Origin of the sequence: Pectobacterium atrosepticum (assembly GCF_000740965.1) — a bacterium.
In the GTDB taxonomy this organism is placed as follows: Bacteria; Pseudomonadota; Gammaproteobacteria; order Enterobacterales; family Enterobacteriaceae; genus Pectobacterium; species Pectobacterium atrosepticum.
The window spans coordinates 4,842,933-4,861,597 of record NZ_CP009125.1 but is presented as its reverse complement, the minus strand read 5'-3'; the positions used below and the strand labels follow the sequence as shown (position 1 = coordinate 4,861,597).

Genomic DNA, 18,665 nt, shown 5'->3' with positions numbered 1-18,665 from the left:
GAGTTGGTTGAGTGGAACACGATAAATTTATGCAGTACGGCCGCGGATTAGGGCTGTGGCGGAATCCTCGGGAAAATATTAAGCCCGAACCAGTAAATTACTTCAGGGATGACCCGATTTACCTCACGACCTCAAAAGGGGAATGGGTTAATCAAATTCAAGAGTGCAAAAAAGAAAATAACCTGTTAGAAAACGGTGTATTTATTTGGACAGAAATTAAGGGGACGGGTCACGCATTTGTTTCCACTCATGAGGGAAATAATGCATCTGTTTTTACCTATGGCCGCTTTGGTAGACGGTTTGGTGTTCTCGGGGCTGTCGGTGATGGCATCTTAAATTTTTTGCAGTTTGAAGATGCCAGAACATATTACCGAGAAGAACTGTACAAGATGGAGGCGAAGGCATTCGTCATTACAGATGCAGATCCTACGATTGCTCGATTGTACTTTGAAAAGCTATGGCGCTCAGGGGGCAAAGTGAAAGAAACAATCAAGATGGGAGAAAGCACTAAAAGAAACGGTCGTACAGTCGATCAATATGATGTGACAGGCGTGAACTGTACAACCCATGCAACAAAAGGCGTGAAGATCGCGGGATCACAGATATTTGAGGGAGAATATACAACTAACTCTCAGATACGGATTAATTACGAAGAAGATTTTGCCGTGCCGGTATCGCTACAGCGGTATTTAGAACAAAAAAGCGCTGAATCATCGATGCTTGTTGTTGATATGACCAGTGAGTTTAGAAAGCAGTACCCGAATACTGATAGCTACACACCGATAAGTGAAGATACCTCTTTAAGAGTCGTGTCCGAGGTTGTTTCTGGTATAGGTAAAATTTCACCTTATTCTGGTGGTTCTGCCGGTGGGTTATTAGAAGGGATGCATGATGTTAACAAGTAAGTGCAAGACGTTTATTCGATGGTTCAGTATTTGCGTTGTTTCTTTTTTTTATTTGATAAGCATTGCTCTTTTTTCTTTTGGGCATGTTCAAGATAAAGAAAGAATGGTTTTTTTATCTGATAAAACTGTGCCAGTTGAATACCATTTTGCGATATTAGCTGATATGCGAGAATCTATGGATTCCATGTATTCAGCCGTATTAATTGGTTTCCCCATCTGTATGAGCCTGATTCTGATCATTTTCAAAAAGGTTAGATAAGAACGCGGTTGACGGGGGATTAGCGTAGTTCTGCATTCAATAAGGTTTCCCCCTGATTGGGGGAAACCGTGATACTGAGATTAGGCAGCCCAGCTCAACAGTAGCGTTGCGGCGATGACGGTAGACGCGCCGCCGATACGGGTGGCGATCTGTGCGAACGGCATCAGAGACATACGGTTAGAGGCGGACAGAATCGCTACGTCACCCGTACCACCCAGCCCGCTGTGGCACGTGGTCACGATGGAAGCTTCAATAGGGTACATATTCAGATAAGGGGCAATCAGGAAGCTCACCAGCGCCATGGATAGCACCACAGAACCACAGACGATGACGTAACCCACGGAGAATACGGCAACAACGCTCTCCAGCGGAATATACAGCATGCCAAGCCCGATCATCAGCGGCCACACCAGAGAACTGGATACGAACTTGTAAACGCTATGCGCCCCAGTTTCCATGACGGCAGGGATAACACGTCCGTATTTGCAGAAGACGGCGATCAGAATCATCAGAACTGGGCCAGGGATGTGTACCAATTTCTCAAACAGGCCACCGACGATGAAGAAGGCGCAAATCATCAACAATCCGCCGCCCATCAAGTGAAAATCGACCGGCTTTGGTGCTTCGTTTACGGCAAACATCGCGTTGTCTTCATCGCTGCGAACCAGACGGCCTTCACCGTTCAGATCCTTACGGCGCATACCCAGACGGGACAGCACACCAGCACACAGGATAGCGAAGATGTTGCCGACGACGGCAGCTGGCGCTAACTGAGCCACATAAACATCTGGGCTTTGCCCCAGAATGGCAGAATAGGCTAATGATAACGGCAGGATGCCTTCACCAATACCGCCGCCGATGATTGGCACAATAATGAAGAAGAAGGTGTGATAGACGCTGTAGCCGCATAGTTTACCGACCAGTAAACCGGTTGCCAGCGCTGTGGCGGTGCCGATGACCAGCGGGACGAACATGCGCACCATCCCTTGAATCAGGATTTTGCGGTTCATTCCCAGGATACTGCCGACCACTAGACAGGCGATGACGAAGTACAGGAAGTTCGCCTCTTTCATCAACAGGTGTACGGTTTTCATGGTGTTGTCATTGAATAACTCAAAATACACCATAACGGAAGGCACCATCAGGCACAGAATCGCCGGGCCACCGATATCTTTGAACACGGGAATGTTGCTGCCAATATGCGCCAGTAAAAACCCCATCGTCATGATGACGGCAAAACCGCCAATCATATTCTTAGGTAAATATCCCTCATAGGCAGATATAGCGACAATGGCGGCAATTGCTATAAAAAGTGCAACGGGAACGGAGCCGATTTTCTTTTTAAAAAAACCTCCGATAAACGATGTCTGTGTTTCCAGAGCGAGATCGTTCTCACATAAAATATCAGTTTCAATTTTTTTCATTATATTCACCCTGCTAGGACAGTTGGTACAGAAAGAAATTACATACCTGCCGTTACGATATTGATGGTGCATCATTATCGGCGTGGCTTATTGACGTTTTTTGCATCGATATTTATGTGTTTATCGAGCGTCATTAATGCCAGTGGCGGCGGGATGTTTATTATCAGAAAGCAGAAAAATACGTTTTTTTGTTTTTTTATCAATTAGTAACAAAAATATAAAGAATGATAGGTGTTATTTAACAATGAATCACGTTGGGAGGTAATCTAGCATGAGGGAATGTTAAAAATAATACGTTAATTACGTATTTGTGAACTTATCAGCAACTCCATTTTAAATAACTTATATTATTTTTTTGTAATTAAAATAATTTATTTTTGCAGTGAGGGGGAATTAAAGCAGAAGGAGAGGTAAGTCACAGGATGAAAAATACCACTTTATGAGAATAAGTAAATAGCGTGTTTTCATTTTAATGAAAATATTTATTTAACTAAAATAGCTAAGTAATTATTGAGCAATATCATTTTCTCGCAGCTAGTGCCCTTGCCGAAGATACCGTGGGCAGAATGCGTCCCCGATCCTGCTTCATCGGCCTTTTTATGTGTGCTTTTATCTAGTTAATGGTATCCAGCAACGGGCATCTCACAGAGACAGACAAAGAATGCAGTGGAGTACGCTTTCGGTCAGTCGAGAGGGGAAAAAAAAGTTTTTTTATGTAGCGTAGATAGTCATTCCTCTGCTTATGGCGTCATGGGAAATATCAGAATTTCTTATTACCCGTCAGGATTTTCACCTGTTGTTAACGTTTTTAACAAAAAATAGTGCTCAGATCTTGGACACGTAAGACCAGATGACTATAGTTTTTTTAATGGTGATAATTTCTTTAAGTGGCCGTTATGATGGGTTTTATCGCTGTTTTTTAATAAAAAAGTGGGGAATCCATCTTTCGTGGGTCGGTTGGCTTGTATTTTATCTTTTAAGGAAATGTAAGGAAATTTTGTAAATCCTTACAGCTTATATTGACGTCACCGCCATCTGTTGAGAAATTGAAGGCGTCATAGGGATATAAGGAGGAAAGCAGCGGCTTGTCTGAATGATTCTACGTCTTCATCCAGCATCCGTGAGCGGGTTGTGGCGCTTCAAGGTATACGTTGTAGTTATTATGACTATCTTCAATAGCGTGACGGCTGTTTGTTCTGATAACCACCATTCCTCTCCCCATTATTTTGATTTTGCCTTCGGGCGACAGGGTACAGACCGCAGCACATAAAAATACAGGTCTGGCCAACCATACCCAATTGATTTCGAGATGCAGGACAGAACATCGGCGTTGTTAATCACTGTATTTTTAACCGCAGTGTTTTAACAACGCGTATGCAGCTTGGAGTAGGGCGGGTATAGCACACAACATCATCCACAATGGAGCATAAGTAATGGAAAAATCCCTGGTTAAATCAAGGGTGTTGAAGTTCGGCCTTGGCTTGCTCGCCATGTCCATCGCCGCGGGCGTTCAGGCAAAAACACTGGTTTATTGTTCAGAAGGCTCCCCAGAAGGTTTTAACCCACAGCTGTTCACCTCCGGTACAACGTTTGATGCCAGTTCTATTCCTATTTATAACCGTCTGGTGGAATTTAAAGACGGCACCACGGACACCGGTCCGGGTTTGGCTGAAAAATGGGATATTAGCGAAGACGGCAAAACCTACACCTTCCATCTGCGCAAAGGCGTGAAATGGCAGGACAGCAAGGATTTCAAACCTTCCCGTGAATTCAATGCCGATGACGTGATTTTCTCCTTCATGCGTCAGCAGGATGCCAACCATCCGTACCATAAAGTGTCTGGCGGCAGCTATGAATACTATCAAGGTATGGGCATGCCGGAACTGGTCAGCAAAATCGAAAAAGTAGACGATTACACCGTCCGCTTTGTACTGAACCGTCCTGAAGCACCGTTCCTGGCAAATCTGGCGATGGACTTCGCTTCCATCTTATCAGCGGAATACGGTGATAAGATGCTGAAAGCCGGTACGCCGGAGAAGATTGACCTGAACCCAATCGGTACAGGCCCATTCCAGCTACAGCAGTACCAGAAAGACTCCCGCATTCTGTACAAAGCTTTCGAAGGCTTCTGGGGCACCAAGCCGGGCATTGACCGTCTGGTCTTCTCCATTACGCCTGATGCTTCTGTTCGTTACGCCAAGCTGCAAAAAGACGAATGCCAGATCATGCCGTATCCAAACCCGGCCGATCTTGCCCGCATGAAAGAAGACAAAAACATCACGTTGATGGAACAGCCGGGCCTGAACGTTGGCTATCTGGCTTACAACGTTGAGAAAAAACCGCTGGATAACGTCAAGATTCGCCAGGCGCTGAACTATGCGGTTAACAAGTCTGCCATCATCGAGGCGGTCTATCAGGGCGCGGGCCAAGCGGCTACCAACCTGATCCCACCGACCATGTGGGGCTACAACAACGACGTTAAAGACTACAGCTACGATCCTGAGAAAGCGAAAGCCCTGCTGAAAGAAGCGGGTATGGCTGACGGCTTCGCTATCGACCTGTGGGCAATGCCGGTACAGCGTCCGTACAACCCGAACGCGCGTCGTATGGCAGAAATGATTCAGTCCGACTGGGCGAAAGTTGGCGTGAAAGCCAAGATCGTCACCTACGAGTGGGGCGAGTATCTGAAGCGTGCGAAAGACGGCGAGCACCAGACCGTACTGATGGGCTGGACTGGCGATAATGGGGATCCAGATAACTTCTTCGCAACCCTGTTCAGCTGCGATGCGGCTAAAAATGGCTCTAACTACTCCAAGTGGTGCTACAAGCCGTTCGAAGATCTGATCCAACCGGCGCGTGCCGTTTCCGATCACGAAAAACGTATTGAGCTGTACAAGCAGGCTCAGGTTGTGATGCACGATCAGGCTCCGGCGCTGATTGTCGCGCACTCCACCGTGTACGAACCCGTGCGTAAAAACGTGAAAGGTTATGTGGTTCAGCCGCGCGGCGTGCATAGCTTCAACAACGTGACGTTGGATTAAGTCAGCCACTAGATTTTCATGGACATTGAAAACCCCGACCTTGCGGTTTCTCGTTAGAGGAGCCGTGGAGGCGGGGTTTCTTGCCCGTTAAATTTTTATGGCAGCCTTCCCCGCCCGCTACCCTGCGGGCCGTCGCACACGACGTTTAAAATCGCGTCTGGCGATTTTTTAGCTGTGAGCAATGATAAGCCTGATGGCCAATGAGCCAACGGGCATGAATAGAGAGTTCGGGATATGTTGCAGTTCATACTCCGGCGTTTGGGGCTCGTTATCCCAACGTTTATTGGTATCACCCTGTTGACCTTCGCCTTCGTGCACATGATTCCGGGAGATCCGGTGATGATCATGGCGGGGGAACGTGGTATTTCCGCCGAGCGCCATGCGCAATTGCTGGCTGAAATGGGGCTGGATAAGCCACTTTGGCAGCAATACATCCACTATATCGGCGGTGTGTTGCAGGGCGATCTGGGAATCTCCCTCAAGAGCCGCATCCCCGTGTGGGAAGAATTTGTACCTCGCTTCAAAGCAACGCTGGAACTGGGTACCTGCGCGATGCTGTTTGCTATCGCGGTTGGGATTCCGGTTGGCGTGTTGGCTGCGGTCAAACGCGGTTCTATTTTCGATCATACCTCTGTTGGCCTGGCGCTGACGGGCTACTCCATGCCTATCTTCTGGTGGGGCATGATGCTGATTATGCTGGTTTCCGTTCAGCTCGACTTGACGCCCGTTTCGGGACGCATTAGCGATACGATTTTCCTCGATGACAGTATGCCGCTCACCGGCTTTATGCTGTTCGATACCCTACTCTGGGGCGAAAAAGGCGATTTTATCGACGCGGTTGAACACATGATCCTGCCTGCTATCGTGCTGGGCACCATTCCGCTGGCGGTGATTGTGCGTATGACGCGCTCCGCGATGCTGGAAGTGCTGGGGGAGGATTACATTCGTACCGCCCGCGCCAAAGGGCTGAGTCGTCTGCGTGTGATTGTCGTGCATGCGTTGCGTAATGCGATGCTACCGGTGGTGACAGTGATTGGTTTACAGGTTGGCACCATGCTGGCTGGGGCGATCCTGACGGAAACCATTTTCTCCTGGCCGGGGCTGGGACGTTGGTTGATCGATGCGTTGCAGCGTCGTGACTATCCGGTGGTTCAGGGCGGCGTGCTGCTGGTAGCGACCATGATTATTGTGGTTAACCTGCTGGTGGATGTGCTCTACGGTGTGGTTAACCCACGCATCCGTCATAAGAAATAAGGGGAAGGCTAAGATGACACACGTCACTGAACCTGTTGTAAATAGCGCACCTAAGCCGATGACCCCGCTACAGGAATTCTGGCACTATTTTAAACGTAACAAAGGGGCAGTCGTTGGCATGGTGTATGTCGCACTGATGCTGATTATTGCCATTGGCGCCAACGTGTTGGCACCGCATGCACCCGCCGAGCAGTTCCGCGATGCGCTGCTTCGTCCGCCAGTCTGGCAAGAGGGCGGAAGCTGGCAGTTTATTCTGGGAACGGATGATGTCGGGCGTGATGTCCTGTCCCGCCTGATGTATGGCGCCCGCCTGTCGCTGCTGGTCGGCTGTTTGGTGGTGGCGCTGTCGCTGGTGCTGGGGGTGATCTTCGGTCTGCTGGCCGGGTATTTCGGCGGCGTGGTCGATGCGCTCATCATGCGTATCGTCGATATCATGCTGGCATTGCCAAGCCTACTGTTGGCGCTGGTGCTGGTGGCCGTCTTCGGGCCTTCGATTGTGAATGCGTCGCTGGCGCTGACCTTCGTGGCGTTGCCGCACTATGTCCGTTTGACTCGCGCGGCGGTGCTGGTGGAAGTTAACCGGGATTACGTCACCGCTTCACGCGTGGCGGGTGCCAGCTCGGCGCGCCAGATGTTCGTCAACATTCTTCCTAACTGCCTGGCACCGCTGATTGTGCAGGCTTCTCTCGGTTTTTCTAACGCCATTCTTGATATGGCTGCTTTGGGTTTCCTCGGTATGGGCGCACAGCCGCCAACGCCAGAGTGGGGCACTATGCTGGCGGACGTTTTGCAGTTTGCGCAAAGCGCCTGGTGGGTGGTGACATTCCCTGGTGTGGCAATCTTACTGACGGTATTGGCGTTTAACCTGATGGGGGACGGCTTGCGTGACGCTCTCGACCCCAAACTCAAGCAGTAATAGAGGTAGAGAGATGGCGTTGCTCAATGTAGATAAACTGTCGGTTCACTTTGGTGATGAGGATCTGCCGTTCCGTGCGGTCGACCGTATTAGTTACCAGGTCGAACAAGGTCAGGTCGTCGGTATAGTCGGGGAATCCGGCTCCGGTAAATCCGTCAGCTCGCTGGCGATTATGGGACTGATTGATTACCCCGGCAAAGTGATGGCCGACAAGCTGGAATTTAACCAGCGCGATTTAACGAAAATTTCTGAGAAAGAACGGCGTAATCTGGTGGGTTCGGAAGTCGCGATGATTTTCCAGGACCCGATGACTAGCCTGAACCCGTGCTACACCGTGGGCTACCAGATCATGGAAGCCATCAAGGTGCATCAGGGGGGCAACCGCAAAACCCGTCGTCAGCGTGCGATTGACCTGCTGACGTTGGTCGGGATCCCCGATCCGGGCTCGCGTCTTGACGTGTATCCGCACCAGCTTTCTGGTGGGATGAGCCAGCGCGTGATGATCGCGATGGCGATTGCCTGTCGGCCGAAACTGCTGATTGCCGATGAACCCACCACGGCGCTGGACGTAACCATTCAGGCACAGATTATCGAACTGCTGCTCGAATTGCAGCAGCGCGAGAACATGGCGCTGATCCTGATTACACACGATTTGGCGCTGGTGGCTGAAGCGGCACATCACATTATCGTGATGTATGCCGGGCAGGTGGTGGAATCCGGCAAAGCAGCGGATATTTTCCGCGCGCCCCGTCATCCGTATACTCAGGCACTGCTGCGTGCGCTACCGGAGTTTGCGGTGGATAAAGCGCGTCTGGCATCGCTGCCGGGTGTGGTTCCGGGTAAATATGACCGCCCCAACGGCTGTCTGTTAAACCCGCGCTGCCCCTATGCGCATGATCGTTGCCGTCAGGAAGAACCTGAACTGCGTGATATTCCTGGTCGTCAGGTGAAATGTCATACACCGCTAGATGATGCGGGGAGGCCGACCCTATGAGTGAACTGAATGCAACATCGCAACCGTACTTGCTGCATGCGATCGATTTGAAAAAACACTATCCGGTGAAAAAGGGGTTTTTCGCGCCGGAGCGGATGGTGAAAGCGCTGGATGGTGTGTCCTTTACGCTGGAACGCGGTAAAACGCTGGCGGTGGTGGGGGAATCCGGCTGTGGGAAATCCACGTTGGGCCGCCTGCTGACGATGATCGAAACTCCGTCAGAAGGCGAGTTGTACTATCAGGGTCAGGATCTGCTGAAGCCGGATCCGGTAGCGCAGAAACTGCGTCGACAGAAGATCCAGATCGTTTTCCAGAATCCTTACGGATCGCTGAATCCGCGTAAGAAAGTCGGCCAGATCCTGGAAGAACCGCTCCAGATCAACACCGAACTGTCGAAAGCTGAGCGTCGTGAAAAAGCGCTGGCGATGATGGCAAAAGTGGGGCTGAAAACGGAACATTACGACCGCTACCCGCATATGTTCTCCGGCGGTCAGCGTCAGCGTATCGCTATCGCCCGTGGGCTGATGCTGGATCCGGACGTGGTGATTGCTGATGAGCCTGTTTCTGCACTGGATGTGTCGGTACGTGCGCAGGTGCTGAACCTGATGATGGACTTACAGCAGGATTTAGGGCTGTCTTACGTTTTCATCTCGCACGATCTGTCCGTGGTCGAACATATCGCTGATGAAGTGATGGTGATGTATCTGGGGCGCTGTGTCGAAAAGGGCAGTAAAGAGGCTATTTTCAACAACCCGCGCCACCCTTATACGCAGGCGTTACTTTCTGCGACGCCGCGCTTGAATCCAGATTTACGCCGTGAGCGCATTAAGCTGACCGGTGAACTGCCTAGCCCACTGAATCCACCGCCGGGCTGCGCGTTTAACGCTCGCTGTCAGCGCTGCTTCAGCACCTGTACGCAGTTCCAGCCGCAGTTGAAAACCTACGGTGAACAGCAGGTTGCCTGCTTCGCCGTCGATCAGGACGAACAGGGCACCGCAGTCGCCTAGCTTGCCTTCGATGCCCCCACGTCGCTGAAACGTGGGGGCTAACTATACCCCAAATAATTCGAGTTTCAGGAAGGCGGCAAGGGAAGGAATCCCGATGAGCTTACTCAGGTAAGTGATTCGGGTGAGTGAACGCAGCCAACGTACATGTAACTTGAAGTATTACCGGTATATTTTGACACTTACCGAGTTTTAACCGAGGGCCGAGATATTTTTTTCCACCACATTTCATGCCGATCGCGGATTGTTGTGAAGGTAATATTAATGCGTGATGGTTGTCACAATAGAAAAAAGTTAAACACATCGCGCTTGCAAGTCTTACTGGTTTATGATGTATTTCCTTATATGGATTGTTACTGTTTTAATAACAGGCAAAACCGAGAAGAGATAAAACTCTTTTACGTTTTGCCTTTTTTTATGGGTGAAATATGAGAATACAACGGGTTCTGAATAACAACGTTATCGTTGCTCGCGAATTGAGCGGCAAGGAATGTGTTGTTATTGGAAAGGGCGTCGGTTTTAACAAAAAAGCCAATGACCTGGTTGATGAATCCTGTATTCAAAAAATATTCCGACTCGATGAAGAAAACAGCCTCGATAAAACCAGCGAAGCGTTTAATGATGTTCCCGAAATGTTGTTTAATATCGTCCTCGATATAGTCAAACAGGCAACGAGCAAACTCGACAGAAAAATTCATAAAAGCGTTTATGCTTCCTTACTCGATCACTTAAGTTTCGCTCTCGAAAGAACTAAACAGGGAGCCTATATCGAGAATATGTTGCTCTGGGATATCAAACGCCTTTACCGAAATGAATTTATTATTGGGCAATGGGCAATTAATGAAATTAGCGAGAAGCTTCACGTTAAGCTGCCTGAAGATGAAGCTGGGTTTATTGCCCTGCACCTGTTGAATTCGCAGCAAGATGGCGCTATGCCAGATATTAAGGCTGTTTCGAGAGTTATTCAGGACATTCTGAATATCGTTAAATATCATTTCAAAATTGAATATGAGGAAGACTCAATCAATTTTCAGCGTTTTGTTACCCACCTGAAATTTTTTGCTCATCGGTTATTGAGTAATACTTATGTTACCAGTGATGATAGTTCTCTGCATGACGCCGTGATGTTGAAATATTCTGCGTCTTACGAATGTGCTAAACGGGTCAACAAATTTATTAGCCGCGATTATGGTCGTTCATTAAGTGATGACGAAATGATGTTTCTTTCTATACATATTGAGCATGTAAGGAAGTAATTCGCTAAAGAAAATTTTCACAACGGTTTTAGGATTCGTACTTAAGTAATAACCAATTTATTCCATAATAAATGATGTCATTTATGGTTCCACATAAATGATGCCAATATGACTATTATTGAGGTCAGCCCATGAGTGATTTCCGTTTACTTGCCAGGGAAATTATTGAGCTTATTGGTGGGGAAAAGAATGTAGTTTCTTTAACTCACTGTATTACGCGCTTGAGATTTTCACTGAAAGATAGCTCTAAATTTAATAAATCGGCATTGGATAAACTGGATGGCGTTATTCTGGCCGTCGAAAGCAATAGCCAATATCAGGTGGTGATTGGCAATGATGTCACTGCTGTTTATCGCATTTTGGTGGACGAATTCGGTATTAAAGGTGATGCCCTCTCGGACAGCGAAGATGAGTCTTCAGGGAAAAAGGGCAATGTTGTCGGACGCGTGTTCAATAAAATGTCCTCCATTCTTGTTCCGATTGTTCCTGCGCTGGCCGGTGCCGGGATGCTGAAAGCGTTTCTGGTGATCCTGTCTACTTACCACTTTATCGATACCGCAGGGAGCACCTATAAAATCCTGGCGGCGGCGAGCAACAGCGTGTTCTATTTCCTGCCGTTGCTATTGGCGTTTTCCTGTGCGAAGGCGTTCAATGCGCACCCGTTTGTTTCCGTGGCGATTGTTGGGGCGTTGCTGGAACCGACATTCACTGGGTTGATGGCGAAACCGGGGGATATCGTCCAGTTTATGGGGATTCCCGTTGTGTTGATGAAATATTCATCCACATTGATCCCGGCGATACTGGCTATCTGGGCCTATTCCTATCTGGAACGGCTGTTAAAACGCGTGATTCACCAAAGTATTGAGATGGTGGCCGTGCCGATGCTGGGGATGCTTATCATGGTGCCGGTGATTGTTATCGCGGTCGGGCCAATTGGCGTGTACTTCGGAGATGGCATCGGTGCAGGTATCGCCTACATGAATGGCGTGAGCGGGATGCTGACCGGAGCGATCCTGGGCGGCGGCTGGACGCTGCTCGTGATCTTTGGTCTGCACTGGGGAATGGTGCCAGTGATGCTCAACAACCTGGCGCTGCGTGGTTTTGACACCATCAAACCGGCGACGGCCGCAGCAACTTTTGCTCAGGCGGGCGCGGCGTTCGGCGTGTTCCTGAAAGCCAAAGACAAAAAGCTGAAATCCTTTGCGTTGTCCAGCATGGTGCCCGCGCTGTTTGCCGGTGTCACTGAACCTATCGTCTACGGTATCTCTATCAAATATAAGCGTCCGCTGGTGGCTTCGCTGATTGCCGGGACGGTGGCAGGCGGCTTTATCGGCTCAATGGGCACCACGGTCATGGCCTATGTGTTCCCTGCGTTGACGACCTTGCCTGCTTTTATGACCACGACCTTTGCCTATTACCTGATTGGTATCGGTATGTCGTTCACACTTTCTGCCCTATTGACCTATCTGCTGGGCTTTGATGAGTCACTCAGTGAACCATCGGCAGCAACGCCAAAAGCAGCAACGTCTTCTGCACCGCAGACGACGACCGCCAGTAGCCAAAATGGGTTATCCGGCATCATGTTGGCGGCACCACTTAATGGCACGATTGTACCGTTGACTTCCGTTAACGATGCGGTATTTGCCAGTGAGGTCATGGGAAAAGGCATTGCGATTTATCCCTCTGAGGGCGTAGTGACCTCTCCGGTGAACGGGACGGTATCAAAACTGTTCCACAGCAAACATGCCATCGGTATTACCTCCGATGACGGCGTGGAAATACTGGTGCACGTTGGAATCGACACGGTACGGCTTAACGGCGAGTGTTTTGCCAGCCATGTCAATGAAGGCGATCGCGTGACCACGGGGCAACTGCTCCTGACTTTCGAGCTAGAAACCCTGATTGCTAAAGGCTTTGATGTCACGACACCGGTGGTGATCGCCAATACCGATGACTATCAGACGATTTCCGCTACAGAACAACACCGCGTGAGTAACCATCACACCTTAATGACCCTGTTTAGCGCTACGGTTTAACCATTAATGGGAGAGATAGAATGAAAGATTCAGCAATTACCGGTTTTCCAAAAGGATTTCTGTGGGGGGGCGCACTCGCGGCCAACCAGGTGGAAGGTGGATGGGACGTGGGGGGGAAAGGTCTCTCAACGGCAGACATGGCGATTCATAAAAAGAACCTGAAGCGTGAAGAATATGAAAAGCACTATAAAATTACCGATCAGCAGATAGAAGAGGCTATCGCGGCCACTGATGCCAGCCCATACCCTAAACGTCGTGGTATCGGTTTCTATCACCACTTTCGTGAAGATATTGCTCTGTTTGCCGAGATGAACTTCAAGGTGCTGCGCGTTTCTATTGCCTGGACGCGTATCTTCCCCACCGGCATTGAAGAACAACCGAATGAAGAAGGACTGCGTTTTTACGACGCGCTGTTTGATGAGTTACACAAAAATGGCATCGAGCCGCTGGTCACGCTGTCTCACTACGAAATGCCCATCTATCTGGTCAATAACTTTGCCGGTTGGAATGGCAGAAAAACGGTGGATTGCTTTGAGAAATTCGCGGTTACCGTTCTGGATCGTTACAAAGATAAAGTGAAGTACTGGCTCACGTTCAATGAGATAGACAGCATCATCCGCCACCCGTTTACCACTGGCGGTATTGTGCCGGAGCGTTTCTCGGATGATGAAATCGAAACCGTGATTTATCAGGCGCTACATCACCAGTTTGTTGCCAGTGCGCTGGCGGTAAAACACTGCCGTCGTCTCTGCCCGGAGGCGAAAATTGGCTGTATGCTGACGCGCTTGCTGACCTACCCAGAAAGCTGTGCGCCTGAGGATATTTTGCTGGCCTATCGTGAGAACCAGCTCAATTACTTCTTTAGTGATGTCCAGATTCGGGGCCGCTATCCACGCCATATGACTCGTCGTTTTGCCGAGAAAGGGATTCACATCGAGATGTTGCCGGGCGATGAAGAGATCCTGCAACAGCACACGGTGGATTTCCTCTCGTTCAGTTATTACATGTCGCTGGTCACCAGCGTCAATGCAGACAAGATGGATAAAGTGGGCGGCAACATTGCGGGCGGTGTGAAGAACCCCTACCTGAAAACGACAGAATGGGACTGGCAGATCGATCCGGTTGGATTGCGGGTTGCGCTGAACGACATGTACGATCGTTATCAGATCCCCCTGTTCGTGGTGGAAAATGGCATGGGGGCTGTGGATCAGATCGACGAAAATCATCAGGTGAATGATGATTACCGCATTGCGTTCTTCCAGTCGCACTTGAAAGAGATGAAAGAAGCGGTGAAAGACGGGGTAGAGCTGATGGGCTACACCTCCTGGGCACCGATTGATCTTATCAGTGCATCAACATCGGAAATGAACAAGCGTTACGGCTTTATCTATGTCGATCAGGATAACGACGGCAACGGCACGCTGGCTCGTTACCGTAAGAAGAGTTTTTATTGGTATCAGAATGTTATCGCCACCAATGGTGAAACGCTCTAACACGTAAAAAGAGCCTGCACATACTTGTATTGCCTTATTTTGATCGGTTCAATCGAGCATCAAATGAAGGCTAATTTATGGACAAAAAGTGGTTGCAGGCTCTGTCTAACGAACGGGAAATTAGCCTTCCTGTATCGCCTTTTCGACTTCTTCCGCCAGAATCGCAATACCGCGTTCGATTTTTTCCGGCTCTGGTACATAGTTCATGCGCATGCACTGATGGGCGTGTTGCCATTCCTGCTCCAGACCGGGGAAGAAATAGTGACCCGGCACCATGAGGACACCGCGTTTTTTCAGGCGCTGGTACAGGATTTCTGTCGTGATAGGCAGATCCTTAAACCACAGCCACAGGAAGATCGCGCCCTCCGGTTTATGAATCAAGCACTGCTCGGGAGAAATATAGCGGCGAATAATCGCGATAGTTTCCGTCACGCGCTGCTGATAGAACGGGCGTATGACGTCGTTAGATAAGCGCAGCAGATCGCCGCGTTGAATCATCTCATACGCCAGTGCTGGGCCAACCGCGCCTGGAGACAGGCTAATGATGCCGTTCATGTTGCCGATAGCCGAAATCACCTTTTCATCCGCAATCACGATACCGCAGCGCGAGCCGGGCAGGCCCAGTTTGGATAGGCTCATGCACAGGATGATATTCGGGTTCCACAGCGGCGTGGCATCGCTAAAGATGATGCCGGGGAAAGGCACACCATAGGCGTTATCAATCAGCAGGGGGATATTGTGCTGCTGTGCCAGAATATCCAAACGCATCAGCTCGTCGTCGGTCAGCACGTTGCCGGTCGGATTGGTCGGGCGTGATACGCAGACTAGCCCAATATCATCGGTAATCGACAGATGATCGAAATCGACGTGATATTTAAATTGTCCTTCGGGCAACAATTCGATTTGCGGACGAACGGAAACGAACATGTCTTCGTCCAGTCCAGAGTCTGAATAGCCGATATATTCCGGTGCTAGCGGAAACAGTACCTTTTTCAGGCTGCCATCGCTGTGGCGACCAGCAAACAGGTTAAATAAGTAGAAAAACGCACTCTGGCTGCCATTTGTTAGCGCAATGTTCTGTGGTCCAATCTGCCAACCTAATTCATTACTCAGTAGCTCGGCCAGCGCATTAAGCAGCGTATCCTTGCCTTGCGGGCCGTCGTAGTTGCATAGCGCTTCCGTTAATTTCCCTTGTTCCAGCATATCCTGACACAACTGTTGGAAGTATCTGTCCATCTCCGGAATATGTGCCGGATTGCCACCGCCCAGCATGATTGCGCCTGGCGTGCGCAGTCCTTCGTTCAGGTCGTCCATTAACTGAGTGATGCCAGCGTGTCGCGTGAATTTCTTGCCGAAAAGAGAAAATTTCATAGTTTATTTATCAGTGGCCGTACACAGGTTAGCGGCAACCATAGCGCTTGCGCTAAAAGGGTGCAATGTGGTCAAAAAACAATCTGGTAACTTTTTGTCCTGTCGCGTGCGGAAAAATCAGCATGAATTACTGATGCACTCGTTGTCGGGAAAATGCGTTTAGGTGGCATGCTTTATTTTGCTGAAACGATGTCAGCTTTTTCCGATCAATATCTCAATAATGCTGCAAGAATTGTTTCTATTTACAGGTTATGAGTGAAGTTAGTCAGATAAATAACGCATCAATGCTGAATTTTTCCATCTGGTGATAGCTATCACATTCTGACCATCCGCTGATTTGTAGTCTTTAGCTCGCATTAGCTAAAACAATTCAGCAACGAGGGATGGTTAACATGAAAAAATTACTGGCAATGGGCATTACACTGGCGCTGACATCATGGCAACTATCGGCGCAGACGTTTGTGCTGACAGATGCTGAAAGCAGTGTGGAAAAGGGAAATTGGCAAATCAGCAGTGATGCACTGAAGATCAAGAATCAGCACTTCAGCATTGAGCAAAAAGTCCTGCACGGCGGACGTCAGGAAGGCAGTAAAGTGATTACGATTACCAGTCAGGACGGACTGAAAATTGCTCTCAGCCCGACGCGAGGGATGAATTTACTGCATGCAGCAGGTAAAAACATCCGTTTGGGATGGGATTCGCCGGTTGATGAGGTCGTCAATCCGAATACTATCAATCTGGAAAGCCGTAATGGACTGGGCTGGCTGGAAGGTTTCAATGAGATGATGGTGCGCTGTGGATTTGAATGGACGGGGCATCCGGTCGTCAGCGATGGCATGATCTACACCCTGCACGGTCGTGCGGGTAACACACCTGCCTCAAAAGTGGTGGTTGAAGTCAGCGATAACGCGCCGTATACCATTACGGTACGGGGTTTGCTGAAGGAAAACAGCTTTAAGAAGTCGAATCTGGAAACCTGGACCGAGCTGCGTTACGTCCCCGGCAGCGAGTCGTTTACCGTGCATGATGTACTGACCAATAAAGCCGACTACCCGCGCGACTACCAAATTATCTACCACAGCAATTTCGGCACGCCGATTCTGGAAGACGGCGCGCGTTTCCTCGCACCCGTAAAAGAGATTTCTCCGTTTAATGACCACGCCAAAGCGGGTCTGGCAACCTGGCAAACCTACAAAGGGCCGACAAAAGACTTTGATGAGATGGTGTTCAACATTACGCCGTATACGGATGCACAAGGCAAAACGCTGGCTGCGTTGGTGAATAAAGCGGGAGATAAGGGGGTGTCGATTGCCTTTGATACCCACCAACTGCCGCTGCTGACGCTGTGGAAAAATACGGATACGGAAAAACAAGGCTACGTCACGGGGATCGAACCCGGCACTAACTACGCCTATCCCGTCACGATTGAGCGTGAGCAAGGGCGAGTCAAAAAGCTACAGCCCGGCCAGAGCACCACGTTTGAGCTGACATACAGCCTGTTGAGTAGTGCGGATGCGGTACAAAAAACGGAACAGAAAGTGAAAGCCATTCAGGGCGACAACAAAACCACGCTGACGGAAAAACCGATCGCCGTCGAGTAATCGCCATCTATGCCGACCACTGATGTGGTGGTCGGCCATTTCACGTCATGATCACGTTCAGTTATCATCACGTAACGTCATAATTATCTTTTCTTATTCGTTCTCTCATTTTACGCGTACCTTGAGGAAGGTATTTGTTACGTATTTGATCAGGGGATGAGGATGTCGTTGAAAGATGCGCTGCTCGCGCTTTGTGTCGTGGTGTTATGGGGTGTGAATTTTGTCGTGATCAAGGTCGGGCTGAATGACATGCCGCCTTTTTTACTGGCAGGGCTACGTTTTTCGCTGGTAGCGCTCCCAGCTATTTTATTTGTTCCTTTCCCGCGTATTCCTCTGAAATGGCTGATCGCCTATGGCATGACGATCAGCTTTGGTCAGTTTGGCTTCTTGTTTCTCGCCATCAAGTTAGGCATGCCTGCCGGGATTGCATCATTGGTGTTGCAGGCTCAAGCTTTCTTTACGCTGCTGGTTGGCGCGGTATTGCTGTCGGAAAAGCTGCGTTGGAATCATGTCGTTGGCATTCTGGTGGCGGTGATAGGGATGGTGGTGCTGGCAGAAGGGCGTACGGCGCTGCAAACGTCATCCGGTATGACGACCACGACACTGCTACTGACGTTAGCGGCGGCGTTGTCATGGGCGGTGGGTAACATCACCAATAAGATTATCATGAGCAAAAACAGCGGGGTGCGCATTATGTCGCTGGTGGTGTGGGGCGCACTGGTGCCTGTCGTGCCGTTTTTCATCAGTTCTTGGCTGTTTGAAGGCAAGGACGTGATTGTCCATAGTTTAACCACCATTCAACTGCCGACGATCCTATCTCTGATGTATCTGGCGTTTGCGGCAACGATCATTGGCTATGGGATTTGGGGAAGCCTGCTGGCACGTTATGAAACCTGGCGCGTGGCCCCCTTGTCACTGCTGGTGCCGGTGGTTGGGCTGGTTAGCGCCGCCGTTTTTCTCGGTGAATCCCTCTCGCTATTACAAATTGCCGGTGCGTTGCTGATTATGGTCGGTCTGCTGGTGAATGTGTTTGGCGCACGGCTGCGTGCATGGCGACCTGCGCGGCAGTCGTAGCGGTGCAGTCGAACAATGTGGGTCTGCATTATCTGGC

Annotated in this window: 13 protein-coding genes; 11 read left to right on the top strand and 2 right to left on the bottom strand. The window is 49.6% G+C overall.

The genetic code is table 11. The annotated features are described in order from the left end of the window. Positions 1–11 precede the first annotated feature (11 nt). Positions 12–905 carry a hypothetical protein gene (locus GZ59_RS21595; protein WP_011095858.1) on the top strand — a complete coding sequence of 298 codons (894 nt, stop codon included), beginning with the start codon at positions 12–14 and terminating at the stop codon, positions 903–905. Positions 906–1,244: 339 nt separating this feature from the next. Here GZ59_RS21595 and GZ59_RS21585 read toward each other — a convergent pair whose 3' ends face one another. Next, complete coding sequence (locus GZ59_RS21585) at positions 1,245–2,588, bottom strand: 2-hydroxycarboxylate transporter family protein (protein WP_011095856.1); 1,344 nt, start codon at positions 2,586–2,588, stop codon at positions 1,245–1,247. A 1,433-nt stretch (positions 2,589–4,021) separates the two neighbouring features. Here GZ59_RS21585 and dppA point away from each other — a divergent pair. The 8 genes from dppA (at position 4,022) to GZ59_RS21545 (ending at position 14,582) form a co-directional block, all read left to right on the top strand. After that, complete coding sequence (gene dppA, locus GZ59_RS21580) at positions 4,022–5,629, top strand: dipeptide ABC transporter periplasmic-binding protein DppA (RefSeq protein ID WP_011095855.1); 1,608 nt, start codon at positions 4,022–4,024, stop codon at positions 5,627–5,629. A gap of 234 nt (positions 5,630–5,863) precedes the next feature. Beyond that, the gene (dppB, locus tag GZ59_RS21575; RefSeq protein WP_039294394.1) at positions 5,864–6,883 is read left to right on the top strand and encodes a dipeptide ABC transporter permease DppB; all 1,020 of its coding nucleotides are present in this window, start codon (positions 5,864–5,866) and stop codon (positions 6,881–6,883) included. A gap of 13 nt (positions 6,884–6,896) precedes the next feature. Continuing rightward, complete coding sequence (gene dppC / locus GZ59_RS21570) at positions 6,897–7,799, top strand: dipeptide ABC transporter permease DppC (RefSeq protein WP_011095853.1); 903 nt, start codon at positions 6,897–6,899, stop codon at positions 7,797–7,799. A gap of 13 nt (positions 7,800–7,812) precedes the next feature. Continuing rightward, positions 7,813–8,793: a dipeptide ABC transporter ATP-binding protein gene (gene dppD / locus GZ59_RS21565; RefSeq protein WP_039294391.1), complete on the top strand. Its 981-nt coding sequence runs from the start codon at positions 7,813–7,815 to the stop codon at positions 8,791–8,793. Continuing rightward, a complete protein-coding gene (gene dppF, locus GZ59_RS21560) occupies positions 8,790–9,800 on the top strand; it encodes a dipeptide ABC transporter ATP-binding subunit DppF (RefSeq protein ID WP_039294389.1) in 1,011 nt (336 codons plus the stop codon). The genes dppD and dppF overlap by 4 nt, the downstream gene beginning before the upstream one ends. A 425-nt stretch (positions 9,801–10,225) precedes the next feature. Then, on the top strand, positions 10,226–11,053 hold the full coding sequence (licT, locus tag GZ59_RS21555) for a BglG family transcription antiterminator LicT (protein WP_039294388.1): 828 nt from the start codon (positions 10,226–10,228) through the stop codon (positions 11,051–11,053). Positions 11,054–11,184: 131 nt separating this feature from the next. Beyond that, the gene (locus tag GZ59_RS21550; RefSeq protein WP_039294386.1) at positions 11,185–13,089 is read left to right on the top strand and encodes a beta-glucoside-specific PTS transporter subunit IIABC; all 1,905 of its coding nucleotides are present in this window, start codon (positions 11,185–11,187) and stop codon (positions 13,087–13,089) included. Positions 13,090–13,109: 20 nt separating this feature from the next. After that, positions 13,110–14,582: a glycoside hydrolase family 1 protein gene (locus GZ59_RS21545; protein WP_011095848.1), complete on the top strand. Its 1,473-nt coding sequence runs from the start codon at positions 13,110–13,112 to the stop codon at positions 14,580–14,582. Between the two features lie 120 nt (positions 14,583–14,702). On the opposite strand, the gene GZ59_RS21540 is transcribed toward GZ59_RS21545, so the two are convergent. Beyond that, entirely contained in the window at positions 14,703–15,953 is a 1,251-nt protein-coding gene (locus tag GZ59_RS21540) for a valine--pyruvate transaminase (protein WP_039294384.1), read from the bottom strand. Between the two features lie 392 nt (positions 15,954–16,345). On the opposite strand from GZ59_RS21540, the gene GZ59_RS21535 reads away from it, so the two are divergent. Continuing rightward, positions 16,346–17,554 carry an aldose 1-epimerase family protein gene (locus GZ59_RS21535; protein ID WP_039294381.1) on the top strand — a complete coding sequence of 403 codons (1,209 nt, stop codon included), beginning with the start codon at positions 16,346–16,348 and terminating at the stop codon, positions 17,552–17,554. Positions 17,555–17,716: 162 nt separating this feature from the next. Next, entirely contained in the window at positions 17,717–18,628 is a 912-nt protein-coding gene (locus GZ59_RS21530) for an EamA family transporter (protein WP_039294378.1), read from the top strand. Positions 18,629–18,665: the final 37 nt, after the last annotated feature.